The 13,979-nt window shown below is 64.8% G+C and carries 14 protein-coding genes; 2 read left to right on the top strand and 12 right to left on the bottom strand.

Annotated features, from left to right (window positions below; all coding sequences use genetic code 11):
• Both ABWP09_RS09940 and ABWP09_RS09935 read right to left on the bottom strand, forming a co-directional pair.
• The coding region (locus tag ABWP09_RS09940; RefSeq protein WP_353204988.1) for an AMP-binding protein at positions 1 to 963 on the bottom strand (963 nt) is incomplete at its 3' end.
• A 144-nt stretch (positions 964 to 1,107) separates the two neighbouring features.
• Complete coding sequence (locus ABWP09_RS09935; RefSeq protein ID WP_353204987.1) at positions 1,108 to 2,013, bottom strand: LysR family transcriptional regulator; 906 nt, start codon at positions 2,011 to 2,013, stop codon at positions 1,108 to 1,110.
• A 66-nt stretch (positions 2,014 to 2,079) separates the two neighbouring features.
• On the opposite strand from ABWP09_RS09935, the gene ABWP09_RS09930 reads away from it, so the two are divergent.
• Both ABWP09_RS09930 and ABWP09_RS09925 read left to right on the top strand, forming a co-directional pair.
• A complete protein-coding gene (locus ABWP09_RS09930) occupies positions 2,080 to 6,132 on the top strand; it encodes a putative inorganic carbon transporter subunit DabA (protein WP_353204986.1) in 4,053 nt (1,350 codons plus the stop codon).
• Entirely contained in the window at positions 6,129 to 6,377 is a 249-nt protein-coding gene (locus ABWP09_RS09925; RefSeq protein ID WP_353204985.1) for a hypothetical protein, read from the top strand. The genes ABWP09_RS09930 and ABWP09_RS09925 overlap by 4 nt, the downstream gene beginning before the upstream one ends.
• 179 nt (positions 6,378 to 6,556) lie before the next feature.
• On the opposite strand, the gene ABWP09_RS09920 is transcribed toward ABWP09_RS09925, so the two are convergent.
• From ABWP09_RS09920 to ABWP09_RS09875, 10 genes are all read right to left on the bottom strand, one after another.
• Positions 6,557 to 7,447, bottom strand: coding sequence for an HpcH/HpaI aldolase/citrate lyase family protein (locus ABWP09_RS09920; protein WP_353204984.1), 891 nt, complete (start codon positions 7,445 to 7,447; stop codon positions 6,557 to 6,559).
• Positions 7,444 to 7,896, bottom strand: a complete 453-nt coding sequence (locus ABWP09_RS09915) for a MaoC family dehydratase (RefSeq protein ID WP_353204983.1) — start codon at positions 7,894 to 7,896, stop codon at positions 7,444 to 7,446. The genes ABWP09_RS09920 and ABWP09_RS09915 overlap by 4 nt, the downstream gene beginning before the upstream one ends.
• A 16-nt stretch (positions 7,897 to 7,912) precedes the next feature.
• Positions 7,913 to 8,266, bottom strand: a complete 354-nt coding sequence (locus tag ABWP09_RS09910) for a HesB/IscA family protein (RefSeq protein WP_353204982.1) — start codon at positions 8,264 to 8,266, stop codon at positions 7,913 to 7,915.
• Positions 8,267 to 8,390: 124 nt separating this feature from the next.
• Complete coding sequence (locus ABWP09_RS09905) at positions 8,391 to 8,849, bottom strand: SUF system Fe-S cluster assembly protein (protein ID WP_353204981.1); 459 nt, start codon at positions 8,847 to 8,849, stop codon at positions 8,391 to 8,393.
• The gene (locus tag ABWP09_RS09900) at positions 8,846 to 10,075 is read right to left on the bottom strand and encodes a cysteine desulfurase (RefSeq protein ID WP_353204980.1); all 1,230 of its coding nucleotides are present in this window, start codon (positions 10,073 to 10,075) and stop codon (positions 8,846 to 8,848) included. The genes ABWP09_RS09905 and ABWP09_RS09900 overlap by 4 nt, the downstream gene beginning before the upstream one ends.
• A 32-nt stretch (positions 10,076 to 10,107) precedes the next feature.
• Positions 10,108 to 10,935, bottom strand: coding sequence for a SufD family Fe-S cluster assembly protein (locus ABWP09_RS09895; protein WP_353204979.1), 828 nt, complete (start codon positions 10,933 to 10,935; stop codon positions 10,108 to 10,110).
• Between the two features lie 106 nt (positions 10,936 to 11,041).
• On the bottom strand, positions 11,042 to 11,785 hold the full coding sequence (gene sufC, locus ABWP09_RS09890; protein WP_353204978.1) for a Fe-S cluster assembly ATPase SufC: 744 nt from the start codon (positions 11,783 to 11,785) through the stop codon (positions 11,042 to 11,044).
• A 106-nt stretch (positions 11,786 to 11,891) separates the two neighbouring features.
• Positions 11,892 to 12,281: a hypothetical protein gene (locus ABWP09_RS09885; protein ID WP_353204977.1), complete on the bottom strand. Its 390-nt coding sequence runs from the start codon at positions 12,279 to 12,281 to the stop codon at positions 11,892 to 11,894.
• A complete protein-coding gene (sufB, locus tag ABWP09_RS09880; RefSeq protein WP_353204976.1) occupies positions 12,278 to 13,762 on the bottom strand; it encodes a Fe-S cluster assembly protein SufB in 1,485 nt (494 codons plus the stop codon). The genes ABWP09_RS09885 and sufB overlap by 4 nt, the downstream gene beginning before the upstream one ends.
• Positions 13,762 to 13,979, bottom strand: a 218-nt coding sequence (locus tag ABWP09_RS09875; protein WP_353204975.1) for an RrF2 family transcriptional regulator, incomplete at its 5' end; no start/stop codon positions are given. The genes sufB and ABWP09_RS09875, both read right to left, overlap by 1 nt.

The following is a 13,979-nucleotide window of genomic DNA, read 5'->3' as shown; positions in this document are numbered from 1 at the left end:
GCTGGAGGCGATCGCGATCCGCACGCGCGCGGCATCGGCGCTGCTGATCCGACCTTCGCTCCCCAAGGTGATCAGCGCGCGCCCAACGCCGCGCATGACGTCCGACCGTTCGACCGATACTTCACCCGCCAGCGTTGCTTTGACGGTCGCGAGGATCGTCTCGGTTTCGGCAGGGGCCAGTTCGAGATCGGTTTCGGCAAGGATCGCGAGCGCGGTCGCGACCGGCACATAATTGTCGAGCGCGGGGTCGGTATAGGCATTCTTGAACGCCGCAACCTGCGCGTTGCGATAGCTGCCGTCCGAGGTGACGATCACGCGCGCGCCGGCGTCGCAAATCCGGTCCGACAGCGTCTTGTCGCTGAACCCGCCAAACACGGCGGTGTAGACGATGCCGAGCCGCTTGGCGGCCTCGGTCCAGTAAATCTGCGGCACGATGCTCGGCATGTTGAGCGCGATGCGGTCGCCCGCCTTGAGCCCGAGCGCTTGCAGCGCGAGCGCGCATTTCGCGGTCTCCAGCAGCAATTGCTTGCGCGACACCCCGAAGCAATCGACCGGCACGCCCTGCCCGCCCCCGGCCGACATGTCCCAGCGGTCGCCCTCGAAAATCAAGGCGGTCTCGTCGCCATGCCCGCTAAGCACGTGGCGATCGACTTCGCTGAAACAGGCGTTGGTGCGCCCGCCGACAAACCAGCGCCAATGCGGCGGCTCCGACCCGTCGAACGCCATTGTCCAGGGCGCGAAATCAGCGGGAAGGTCCGGGGTTACCGCATCGCCGGTCTGCGCATCCCAGCCCGACCAGCGCCCGTCGTCGCCGCGCGAAAGCCATGCTCCGGCAGATCCGACAGCGGCGACAAACCAGTGCATCTGCCGCGCCGCGATCGCCCCGTGAAACGCACCCGGATCGGCGAGCACCGCAGCGCGCATCGTCGCCCAATCGCTGCGGGTACGGACGGGATTATGCATGGGAACCACATCGGCGACGATCGTTGACGCTCCCACCATCCCGAATCATCCCCCTGTTATTTTGGCAACAGTGAGCCTCAATATCGGGCGGTTGGCAACTCCGCCTCCGGCGGCGAGGGATCGCCCGCATTCCGTAGCGGCGAATCAGGCGTCTGCGATCGCGGTTCCAGCCGGGGTGGATCGTTCGAGCAGATCGCCCAGCAGCCGATTTGGAAAACGGCGCTTCTGGATGATCGCGTAGAAACGCTCGGTCAATTGCGGGATGCGGCAGTGCTCGACCAGCGTTCCGGCTTCGAGTTCGTCGAAGACGACGATCGGCGGCACGAGCGTCACGCCTTCGCGTTCGCGCGCGAGCAAGCGCAACATCGCCATGTCATCGACTTCGGCAAGAATGATCGGTCGGATCCCGGCGAGTTCCAGCAAGCGGTCGAACCCGACGCGGATATCGCTGTCGAGGCTCGGCAACAGGATCGGTTCGTGGCGCAAATCCTCGGGAAAGCGAAACGGACGGCGATCGGCGCGCGGGCGACCGACGAGGCTGACGGGTTGTTGATCGAGCAAATGATTGCGAAACGACGCGCGAGCATCCCGCGGCGCGGCGCTGTTCGACAAGACGACATCGATGCTGTGCGCCTCAAGCTGAGCGAGCAAATCGCGGATCGTGCCCGATCGCACAATCAGCTCGACATCGGCACGACCCACCAGCGGGCGCAGGAACTGGAGCTGGAAGTTGCGCGACAAAGTGGTGAGCGCCCCGACGCGCAGCACCTGACGGTTGGCCAGCGGCCGCCCGTCGAGCGTGCTCAGCATCTCGTCGCCCGCCTGAAACACGGTATCGGCATAATCGAGCGCGATCTGTCCCGCCTCGGTCAGCACCAGCCGTTTGCCGATGCGATCGAACAGCGCATGGCCGATCTGATGTTCGAGTTTTTGAATCTGCACCGACAGTGCCGATTGCGACAGGTTCAGTCGCTCCGCCGCGCGCGTCAGGCTGGCCTCATGCGCGACCGCCCAGAAATAGCGCAGGTGGTTAAAGTTGAGCGTCTTCACATCGTTCTTTAAAACAGAACGATACGATAAAAACAATGAATTTTTCGCGATCAAATCGCAAGCGTAATGGCCGCTTTCACGCGCAATACTGCGCTTGGGGGAAAACCGGTGCCATTCGATCTCTTACCCTTCGCGGCCCCGCTCACGTTGCTGCTGAGCGCGCTCATCGCCTTTATCTCGCCGCCGCGCACCGTTCGCGGGGTGGCGCGGTTGGCGGAAGGCGCGGCGCTGGTGGCGGTCGCAGTGGCGGCGGTATCAGCGGTCGTGCTCATCAGCCACGGGCCGGTCGACAGCCGCGTGATCGGGCTTTCGGGCGTCGGATTGTCGGCGCGGCTCGACGCGGTCAGCGTAACATTGGCACTGCTGGTATCCTTCGTCGGATGGATCGTGGTGCGCTATTCCGCGACCTATCTCGACGGGGAAGCGCGGCAAGGACGCTTCACTGGCTGGCTGTGCGTGACACTGGCCGCCGTACTGCTGCTCGTCCTGTCGGGGGATGTCGTCCAGCTTGTCCTCGCCTGGGTGGCGACGAGCCTCGCGCTCCACCGGCTGCTGCTTTTCTATCCCGATCGCGTCGCGGCGCAGCGGGCGGCGCGCAAGAAATTCGTCACCGCGCGCGCGGCCGATGCGGCCTTGGTCGGTGCAGCGGCGCTGCTCGTCATCAGCTACGGAACGAGCAGCATCGCGCCGATCCTGACTGCCGCCCGCGCCGGGGAAGGCGGCGGTCTTGCCGTGGCCGCAGCCGCGCTGCTGGCAATCGCCGCGCTGCTCAAATCGGCCCAATTTCCACTCCACGGCTGGCTGACCGAAGTGATGGAAGCGCCGACGCCAGTCTCGGCATTGCTGCACGCAGGTGTCATCAATGCCGGCGGCTTCATCCTGATCCGCTTTGCCGACGTCATGCTGCTGGCACCGGGGATCCTGGCGGTGCTGGTGATGATCGGCGGCCTCACCGCCTTGTTCGGCGGACTGGTGATGCTCACGCAGCCGGCGGTGAAGACCTCGCTTGCCTGGTCGACGGTCGCGCAAATGGGCTTCATGATCATGCAGTGCGGGCTTGCGCTATTCCCGCTCGCGCTGCTGCACATCGTCGCGCATTCGCTGTACAAGGCGCATTCCTTTCTCGCATCAGGCGGCGCGGTCGAGCGGATCGCGGTGGCGCGTCGTCCGGGGCCGGTGGCAATTCCCAACGTCAAAGCCGTCGGCCGGGCGTTTCTCGTCGCGCTCGGCATCTATGGCGCGATCGGCGCGGCGTTCGGGTTCCACCACCAATCGCCGCAAGGCATTGCGCTCGGCGCGATCCTGATCTTCGGCATCGCCTATCTGCTGGCGCAAGGTCTTGCCGATGCCGCACCGCGCGCGCTGACGCGGCGCATGGCGGTCTATGCGGTCGCGGCGTCGATCGGCTATTTCACGCTGCACGGCCTTGCGCAGTGGCTGACCACCGACGCGCTGCCCGCAACCCCGATGCCGGGGCCGCTCGAATGGGCGCTGATCGTGCTCGCGGTACTGAGCTTCGGGCTGGTCGCGATCGCGCAGGCGATGTTCCCGCTCTGGGCGTACCACCCGGCCGCCGCCGGCCTGCGCGTCCATTTGTCCAACGGCCTGTATGCCAACGCCCTGTTCGACCGCGTGCTTGGCGGCTGGACGGTGCAGCCGGCGCGCCAAAGCCGGAGCGAGATGACGCCGATACCGGCGCCAATCGACCAGCAGACCGTCGATCCAAGCGCGCTGTTCGACGCTGCCGATGCGGCGGCGCGCGCCATCCCGCCGGTCTGGCCACTGGCGTCGAGCGTCGCGGTGAATCCCTATTTCGGCCAGACCGAGCAGACCCTGGCGGAGACCGCCGCACTGCTGGCGCGCGTTGCCGGTGCCCCCGTCACAATGCCGCGCGATTGGTATCGCGCCCGCATCGCCGATGACACCGTGACCGATGAGGATCTGGCCGCCGCGCTTGCGATCGCGCCTGCAACGCTTCGGCCCGACTCGGTCGCTGCGCTCAAGGCCGCAGCCGAGCGGCCATCGGAGCCGATCGCGGCGCTGCCGACGATTGCCGATTTGGCGGCGACGGCATCGGGGATCGACTGGCCCGGCATCATCGCCGAGCGCTTCGGCACCTGGGCGGCTGCCTATTTCGATGAAGGGCAAGCCTTGTGGGCGGCCCCCAAGGGACGCAACGCCTATGCTGCGTGGCAAGCGGTCGCGACGCATGATCTGACGCCCGAAATCGCGGGTCTGTCGGGGTTTGCACGCTTCGTCGCCGACGCGCCCGAAACCGCAAGCGACGCTCTGACCCGTGCGGCGGCACACATGGGTCTCCCGCGCGGGGCGACACCGACCTATTTCCACAGCCTGCTCATCACGCTTGGCGGGTGGGCGCAGTACGCGCGCTACAAACGCTGGCAAGCGCAGCTCGCAGGCGCGGACGACGCCACGATCACCGACTTTCTGTCGATCCGCTTATTGTGGGAAGAAGCGCTGTTCGCACGCTATGCGCCGCTGATCGCGGAACAATGGGACGCGACGATCGCGACGCACGCGCAACCCGTCGCGCCAAGCGCCGACGCGATCATCGATGCCATTTTGCAGGAAGCGTGCGAACGCGCGGCGCAGCGCGACCTTGGCCGGACGCTATCGGCAGCGCATCCCGTCGCCGATCCGACGCCCGCCATCCTGCAAGCCGCATTCTGCATCGACGTGCGTTCGGAAGTGTTCCGGCGGGCACTCGAATCGGTCCATCCGGGGGTTCAGACGCTCGGGTTTGCGGGCTTTTTCGGGCTGACCGCATCGCATCGCCGCTTTGCCTCGGACGTGGCGGAACATCGTCTGCCGGTCCTGCTCAACGCTGGTCTCGCCTCGCGTGCGGGTGAAATAGCCGACGCCGATGCCGACACGCTCGCCCGCTACAAGGCACGCGCGACACGCGCATGGGGCCGCTTCAAGCTCGCGGCGGTGTCGTCCTTCGCCTTTGTCGAGGCGGCCGGGCCGGTCTATATCGGGAAGCTGGTCCGCGACGCCTTCGCGCTCCACGCCAACGCCGTGCCCAACGACCCCGCACCGCACGCCGAACCGCCGCTCGATCTCGATACCCGGGTCGGCATGGCGGAATCGATCCTGCGCGCGATGTCGCTCACCCACGATTTCGCGCGGCTGGTGCTGCTGGTCGGGCATGGCGCGAATGTCGTCAACAATCCCCACGCAAGCGGGCTGCACTGCGGCGCGTGCGGTGGCTATTCGGGGGAGGTCAATGCCCGGCTGCTGGCGGGCTTGCTCAACGATCCCGCGATCCACGACGGGTTGCGCGCGCGCGACATCGTGATTCCGCCAACGACCTTGTTCCTCGCGGCGCTCCACGACACGACCACCGACACGGTGTTCCTTTACGCTGAAGACCACCCGTCGCCCCAACACCGCGCCGCCGTGGTCCGCGCGCGTGGTTTGCTGGCGGATGCGGGTGTCTTGACGCGCGGCGAGCGCGCGTTGCGCTTGCCGCGTGCCCGGTCCGAAAGCAGCATTGGCCGGCGTAGTCGCGATTGGGCCGAGACTCGTCCCGAATGGGCGCTGGCCGGGTGCAAGGCGTTCATCGCTGCGCCGCGCACGCGCACGGCGGGCAAATCGCTGCAGGGCCGGGCTTTCCTGCACGACTATGACTGGCGCAGCGATGCGGGCTTCGGCGTGCTCGAGCTGATCATGACCGCGCCGGTCGTCGTGGCGAGCTGGATCAGCTTGCAATATTACGGATCGAGCGTCGCGCCCGATCTGTTCGGCGGCGGCAACAAATTGCTCCACAATGTCGTCGGCGGGATCGGCGTGGTCGAGGGCAATGGCGGGACGCTGCGCGCAGGACTGCCGTGGCAATCGGTGCATGACGGCGCTGCGCTGGTGCACGAACCGCTGCGGCTGAGCGTGTGTATCGAGGCACCGCGCGAGGCGATGTCGGCAATCCTCGAACGGCATCCGAACGTGCGCGCGCTGTTCGACAATCGCTGGCTCCATCTCTTCGCGCTCGATGACGCCGGGCAAATGGCGTGGCGCTATGGCGGCGATCTGGCGTGGGAAGCGGTCGCAGCCGAGCAACGCGTCGTCGCCCCGGTGCGCGATCCGGCGGTCCAGGCATGAAGCCGAACCGTCAGATGCAGGTCGTGCGCGCGGAACCCGAACTCTTGCTCGCAGCGGCCGACGCACGGATCGCCTGGGTGCTGGATCACCCGCACATGAGTGACTGGCTCAAACAGGCGTTGCGGGCGGCGGAGGGGGGCGATCCGGTCGCGCTGCAGAACGACGTGGAAATGATTCGGCATTTGCTCCTGCCCCGCTGCCAGGCGCAGATCGATCTCGCTCTGGCGACGGCGTCGGTGGGGTAGGCACCAGGCTCGATGATCGTGCGCTGGACACGGCGCACCTCCCCGTTCGCGCTGAGCTTGTCGAAGGGCAGCGTGCCACCGGTCCTGCGCCGCTTGTGGCACCAAGGGCTTCGACAAGCTCAGCCCGAACGGGGATAGGAGTGCATCTTCTTCAGAACAGGATGCTCAAGCCAGCGCAGTTATACCTTCGCGGCCGCGGCAAGCGCGAGCACCGCTTGGGCTTGCTTCAAATGCGGCAAGTCGGTCATACGGCCATCGATCGCGACGGTGCCCGCTCCCGGCGCAGCGGCGAACGCCGCGACGACACGCGCGGCATGCGCGATCTCTTCGGCCGAGGGCAGGAAGCTTTCGTTGATCGCCGCGACCTGGGCGGGGTGGATCGCGAGGCGCCCGGTAAAACCCTCGCCCCGCGCGGCGCGCGACGTTTCGCGCAGGCCCGCTTCATCGCGGAAATCGACATAGAGCGTGTCAATCGCCTGCACCCCCGCCGCTTTCGCGCCCATCAAGGTAAGCGATCGCACCAGCCGATAGGTCAACGCCCATCCGCCTGCGGGATCAAGGTTGGTGCTGGCACCGAGCGCGGTCGCCAGATCCTCCGCCCCCCAGGTCAGCCCAAGCAGGCGATCGAGCTTGGCACCGGCATAATCGCCGAGCGTGAACGGCGCAGCAGCCGTCTCGCTCGCGACCGGCACGATGCGGATCGACCCCGCGGCAACGCCCGCCTGCGCCTCAAGCGCATCGAGATAGTAGGACAGCTGCGCGATATCCGCCGGGCCGCCGCACTTCGGCAGCATCACCCCGTCAGGCGCGGCAGCGACCACCGCGAGCAGATCGCCGAGCGCCAGGCCGCTGTCGAGCGGGTTGATCCGCACCCACAGCTGGCTGGTCCGCACGGATGCGGGACGATCGCGCAGGAACGCCGCAACCAGCGCCCGCCCACGCGGCTTGTTTTCCGCCGCAACCGAATCTTCGAGATCGAGGATCAGCGCATCGGCGCCTGTGCCATCCGCCTTGCCCAGCTTATTTTCGCTGTCGCCGGGGATGAACAGCCAGGATCGGAGCAGGCTCATGCCGGTTTCTTCCGTTGCAGGCCGCTGCGCTTGCACGTGGCGACCAGTTCGTCGCGCTGATTGTACGCGCGGTGGAGAAAGGTGACGATTCCGGCATTGGGCCGTGATTTGGATTCGCGCAGATCGGCGACTTCGGTTTCGATCCGCAGCGTATCGCCAATGAACACGGGTGCGGGAAAACGCACCTCGTCCCACCCCAGATTGGCGATCGCGGTGCCGAGCGTCGTATCGCCGACCGACACGCCGACCATCAGCCCGAGCGTAAAGGTCGAATTGACGATGATCCGGCCATAGTCGCTGTCCTTCATCGCCTCGGCATCGAGGTGCAGCGCCGCCGGGTTATGCGTCAGCGTCGAGAAGAGCAGATTGTCGGTCTCGGTCACCGTCCGGCGGATCGCATGGTTGAAGGTCTGTCCGACCGTCAATTCGTCGAACCAAAGTCCTGCCATGTCGCCTTATCCCCAATCAGACCGTGAAGCTCTCGCCGCACCCGCATTCCCCCTTGGCATTGGGGTTGACGAAAACAAAGCCCGCCGCAAAATCATCTTCGACCCAGTTCATCGTGCTGCCGATGAGGTACAGGATCGATCCGCCATCGACGAACAGCGTGCCGCCGGGCGTATCGATGCGTTCATCGAACGGCTTGGCGTCGCTCACATAATCGACCGAGTAAGCGAGGCCCGAACAGCCGCGCCGCGGGGTCGACAGCTTGACGCCGATCGCATCGGCCGGTGCCTTCGCCATCAAATCGGCAATCCGCGCCTCGGCCGAAGACGTGAGGATCAGCGCGGCGGGGCGGGTGCGGGTGGTAGTGGTCATCGGCTTCTTCCTTAATCTCCCCTCCCGCCTGCGGGAGGGGTCGGGGGAGGGGCTGTCGCCATGGGAAACGGCGCACTTCCGACATGCCCACCCCTAGCCCCTCCCGCGAGCGGGAGGGGAATGGTTACAGCATGCCCAATTCAAGTTTCGCATCGTCGGACATCTTGGCCGGATCCCACGCCGGTTCCCACACCAGATTGACCTCGGACGATCCGATCCCCGGCACCGCGCCGACGCGCAGTTCGACTTCGGTCGGCATCGTCTCGGCGACCGGGCAATGCGGCGTGGTCAGCGTCATGGTGACGACCGCATGGCCATCGGCCGTGACATCGACGCCGTAGATGAGGCCGAGATCGTAGATGTTGACCGGAATCTCCGGATCATAAATGTCTTTCAGCGCCGCGACGACGGCTTCGTACAAGTCACCGCCGGGTTCACCCGCCGCCGCGACTTGCGGCTTTTGCGACAGGAAGCCCTCAAGATAGTCGCGCTTGCGTTCGGATCTTTCCTCGGATGCATCAACACGCGCGCGCGGCGGCTGCTCGACCGCGTTCACTTCCTCGATTTCGATCCGGTCGCTCATCCAAAAATCCTCGTCACTCGTTCTATTCCACGCACCAGCGCATCGACATCGGCAGCGCTGTTATAGACCCCGAAACTCGCCCGCGCCGTGGCATCGACGCCGAGATATTCCATCAGCGGCTGCGCGCAATGATGCCCCGCGCGCACCGCAACGTGCGCTTCATCCAAAATGGTGCCGATATCGTGCGGATGCACGCCCTTAATGCTGAAGCTGACGATCCCGGCGGAATCCTCAGGACCGTAGAGCGTTACAGAATTGATGTGCGACAGGGCGTCTCGCGTCATCTTCACCAGCGCGGCTTCATGCGCGTGGATGCGCGTCAGCCCGATGCTTTCAACATAGTCAATTCCCGCCGCCAGCCCGAGCGCGCCGACGATATGCGGCGTACCCGCCTCGAACCGCCCCGGTGCCGGGGCGAACGTCGTGCCCGCAAAGCTGACCTTATCGATCATCGCACCGCCGCCCTGCATCGGCGGCATCACGTCGAGCAGTTCGGCCCGCGCCCACAATACGCCGATCCCGGTCGGGCCATAAAGCTTATGTCCGGACATGACGTAGAAATCGCAATCGAGCGCCGCCATGTCGAGCGCGATGCGCGGTGCCGCCTGACACCCGTCGAGCAGGATCATCGCGCCGACCGAATGAGCGATGTCTGCCGCGCGGCGCGCGTCGAGCACCGAGCCAAGCACGTTCGAGACATGCGCCAACGCGACGATTTTGTGCGCCGGCGTGATCATCGCCGCCATCGCGTCGAGATCGATCTGGTAATCGGCGGTCAGCGGGAGGACGTCAATGTGCGCGCCAACGCGCTCCGCCACCATCTGCCACGGCACGATGTTACTGTGATGCTCGAGTTGGCTGAGCAAGATGCGGTCACCCGCCTGCAGTTGCTCGCCCGCCCAGCATTGCGCGACCAGATTGATCCCCTCGGTCGCGCCGCGCACGAAAACGATCTCGTTTTCGGAAGTAGCACCGATGAAGCGCGCGACCGTGCGGCGAGCGGCTTCGTAGGCAAGCGTCATGTCGGCGGAGCGTTGGTACACGCCGCGGTGGACCGTGGCATAACTGGTGTCATAAGCGCGCGTGATCGCATCGATCACGACTTGCGGCTTCTGCGCCGTGGCGGCGGTGTCGAGATACGCCCAGCCCTCCGGGATCGCCGGAAAATCGGCGAGGTGGTCCAGCGCGTTTGTCTCTCTGCCTTTGGGGGAGAGAGGGAGCGGCAAAGCCGCGGAAGGGTGAGGGTGAAGCACAATCGTCATAAGTTACCCTCATCCTTCCCACTCGGCTTCGCCGAGCGGGCCCCTTCCCTCTCCCGTTGGGAGAGGGAGCTGTCGAGCATCCGCTCCAATGCTGCTTGCGCGGCTGCCTCGACACGCGCGCGCTCGGCGTCGTCGGCAATCCCTTCGAACACTGATCCGATGAACGCGCGCAGCAGCATCGCCTTGGCCTCGGCGGGCGCGATGCCACGCGAGGCAAGGTAGAACAGCGCATTGGCATCGAGTTCGCCGACCGTCGCGCCGTGCGCGCACTTCACGTCATCGGCGTAGATTTCGAGCTCGGGCTTGGCGTTGGCGGTGGCAGTGCGCGCGAGCAGCATCGCCTTCACCGATTGCGACGCATCGGTTTTCTGCGCATAGCGCGCGACCGCGACCTTGCCGAGATACGACCCCGTCGCGCGCCCGCCGAGCACCGAACGCACAATCTGGTTCGACGTGGAATTCGGCTCGATATGGTTGAGCGTCGTGACGATCTCGAGCGTCTGCGCGTTACCACCGAGCATCGCCGCGCCAAGTTCGAAATGCGAACCTTCGTGGCACGTCACGTCGATCGTTACGCGGCCAAGCTGGCCACCAGTATTGAGCACGTGGAAAGTCGCAGAAGCGCCTTCGCGCAGGATCACGCGGTAATCGCGGATCGCGACGACATCGATCGCGGCGTCCTGCACGATGACGCGCGCAACGGACTCACCTGCCGCAACCTCGATCATATCGGGCGCAGGCACCGGCCAAACCGAAGCGACGGCCTCGAGATCGCTGTAGCGCCACGCTTCATCGCGGCGTGTGGGAAGCAGAATGGTGCTCACAACACGCGCCCACTCTTCTTCGTGTCCTGGTGTCTTTGTGTGAGAAAAATTGACTCACACGAAGGCGCAACGACACGAAGCCAAAAAGTATGGCTGCCTGCGGCGCTCACGCCGCCACCCCGGCATAGCCTTCGCGCTCAAGCTCCAGCGCCAGCTCCGGCCCGCCCGAGCGCACGATCCGCCCGCCCGCCAGCACATGGACGAAATCGGGCGCGACATAATCGAGCAGGCGCTGATAATGCGTGATCAGGATCACCGCTTTGTCAGGCTTGCGCATAATCCGGTTGATGCCGTCGCCGACTACGCGCAGCGCATCTATGTCGAGCCCGGAGTCGGTCTCATCGAGGATCGCCAGCGTGGGATTGATAATGCCCATCTGCACCATTTCGTTGCGCTTCTTTTCACCGCCCGAAAAGCCGACGTTTACCGGGCGCTTGAGCATCTCCTGGTCCATGCTCAGGGCATCGGCCTGCGCGCGTGCGAGTTTCAGGAACTCGGCCCCCGACAACGGCTTTTCGTCGCGCCCGCGGCGTTGCGCGTTCAACGATTCGCGCAGGAACTGCACGTTGGACACGCCCGGAATTTCGACCGGATATTGGAAGCCGAGGAAGAGCCCAGCGGCGGCGCGCTCGTGCGGGGCGAGGGCGAGCAGGTCTAAAGTCCCAAAAGTCACGCTACCGGCGGTCACTTCATACCCCGGCCGGCCGCCGAGAACATAGCCGAGCGTCGACTTGCCGGCACCATTCGGCCCCATGATCGCATGGACTTCGCCCGCGTTGACGGTGAGCGAGAGGCCCTTGAGGATTTCCTTGCCGTCAATTTCGGCGTGGAGGTCGGCGATTTTAAGCACTAGAATTTCTCGCAAGTGAGATGGACTATGACAACTTCAAGCCGCGCCGCTCGTAGCGCGGCGAACCCCGGCACAAGGCCGGGGTGACGGGCGGACGCAGCGCCCCTCACAACGCCTTGCCCGAACATTGCCGCAGATATTGCGCGCGGAAATACCCCAACATCCCCTGCTCCGACTGATCGAGCACGCGCTGATCGACGAGCGCTTCGGTACGGTCGACAAGGCTTTCGGCGACGAGGGTGAGGCTTTGCTCGGTATCGACCTTGGCTTCCCTGGCGTGCAACACGCGCCGTCGTTCCGCGAGCTCGAGGCGGACCGCAGCGATCGCGCGCTGCTCCTGATAGGAGGCGAGCAGAAACTGGCTGTGGCGTTTGTTGGCGGCGACGACGGTGTTGGTCACCGCAGTGCGATCGCACTTGGCGATCGACACGACTAGGCTTTCGAAATCCATCGCGTCGGACAGCGGCACCGCCATAAGGGCGAGTGCGGCGATCATCCGACCGATCCCTCGAGGCTGATGCTCAACAATTTCTGCGCCTCGACCGCGAATTCCATCGGCAGTTGCTGCAGCACTTCCTTGGCAAAGCCGTTGACGATCAGCGCCACTGCGCTCTCCGAATCGAGCCCGCGCTGCATCGCGTAGAACATCTGGTCGTCGCTGATCTTCGAAGTGGTCGCCTCATGCTCGATCTGCGCCGACGGATTACGCACTTCGATATAAGGCACGGTATGCGCACCGCATTGATCGCCGAGCAACAGACTGTCGCACTGGGTGAAGTTGCGCACGCCCTCGGCGGTCGGCGCAACACGCACCAGCCCGCGGTAGGTGTTATCGCTGCGCCCGGCGGAAATGCCCTTCGACACAATCGTCGACCGGCTGCCCTTGCCAAGATGGATCATCTTGGTGCCGGTATCCGCCTGCTGGCGATTGTTGGTGACGGCGACCGAATAGAATTCGCCAACGCTGTTTTCGCCTGCAAGCACGCACGATGGATACTTCCACGTGATCGCGCTGCCGGTCTCGACTTGCGTCCACGACACCTTTGAATTCTTGCCCTGGCAGAGCGCGCGCTTGGTGACAAAATTGTAGATCCCGCCCTTGCCCTCGGCGTCGCCGGGATACCAATTCTGCACGGTCGAATATTTAATTTCGGCATCGTCCAAGACAACCAGCTCTACCACCGCGGCGTGGAGCTGATTCTCGTCGCGCATCGGCGCGGTGCAACCCTCAAGGTACGAGACATACGCCCCCTTGTCGGCGATGATCAGCGTGCGTTCGAACTGGCCGGTATTTTCGGCGTTGATGCGGAAATAAGTCGACAAATCCATTGGGCAGCGCACGCCCTCGGGGATATAAACGAAGGTCCCGTCGCTGAAGACCGCGCAGTTGAGCGCCGCGAAATAGTTGTCATGCTGCGGTACGACCTTGCCGAGCCATTTGCGGACGAGATCGGGATATTCCTTGATCGCATCGGAAATCGACCGGAAAATGACGCCAGCGCTTTCCAGCTCCTTGCGGAAAGTGGTTGCGACCGAGACGCTGTCGAACACCGCGTCGACCGCGACGCGGCGCTTGGGCAAGCCGTCTTCACCGAGTTCCTCGACGCCGGCGAGCATCTTCTGCTCGGCAATCGGGATACCAAGCTTTTCGTAGACGCGCAGAATCTCGGGATCGACCTCGTCGAGCGAACCGAGCTTGGGCTTGGCCTTGGGCTCGGCGTAATAATAGGCGTCCTGATAATCGATCGGGTCCATCCGGAGCTTGGCCCAGTCGGGCGTCTCCAACGTCAGCCACAGGCGATACGCCTTCAGCCGCCAATCGAGCATCCATGCGGGCTCGTTCTTCTTGGCCGAGATGAAACGGACTGTGTCTTCGCCCAGCCCCTTGGGCGCGAAATCCTGTTCGATGTCGGAATGGAAACCCCATTCGTACGACTTGTTTGCGGCCTCATAGGCTTCGGCGTTCTTGGTGGCCATTATGCAGGTATCCCAGACAAGCTAGCGAGCGACACACCGCCGAGCGCACCGCGCACCGCGCCGTTCACGACGTTCCAATGTGGCTTCACGCGGCAATCACCCTCAAGCGCGCAGTCGTGACGACCTTCGTCGACGCACGTCGTCAACGCGATCGGCCCTTCCACCGCTTCGATGATCTCGGCGAGCGAAATGGCGGCGGCCGGCCGCGACAGGCGGA

It is taken from the genome of Sphingomonas sp. (genome assembly GCF_040398505.1).
Lineage (GTDB): Bacteria > Pseudomonadota > Alphaproteobacteria > Sphingomonadales > Sphingomonadaceae > Sphingomonas.
The sequence above is the reverse complement of the archived record's forward strand: the minus strand, read 5'-3'. Positions and strand labels throughout refer to the sequence as shown.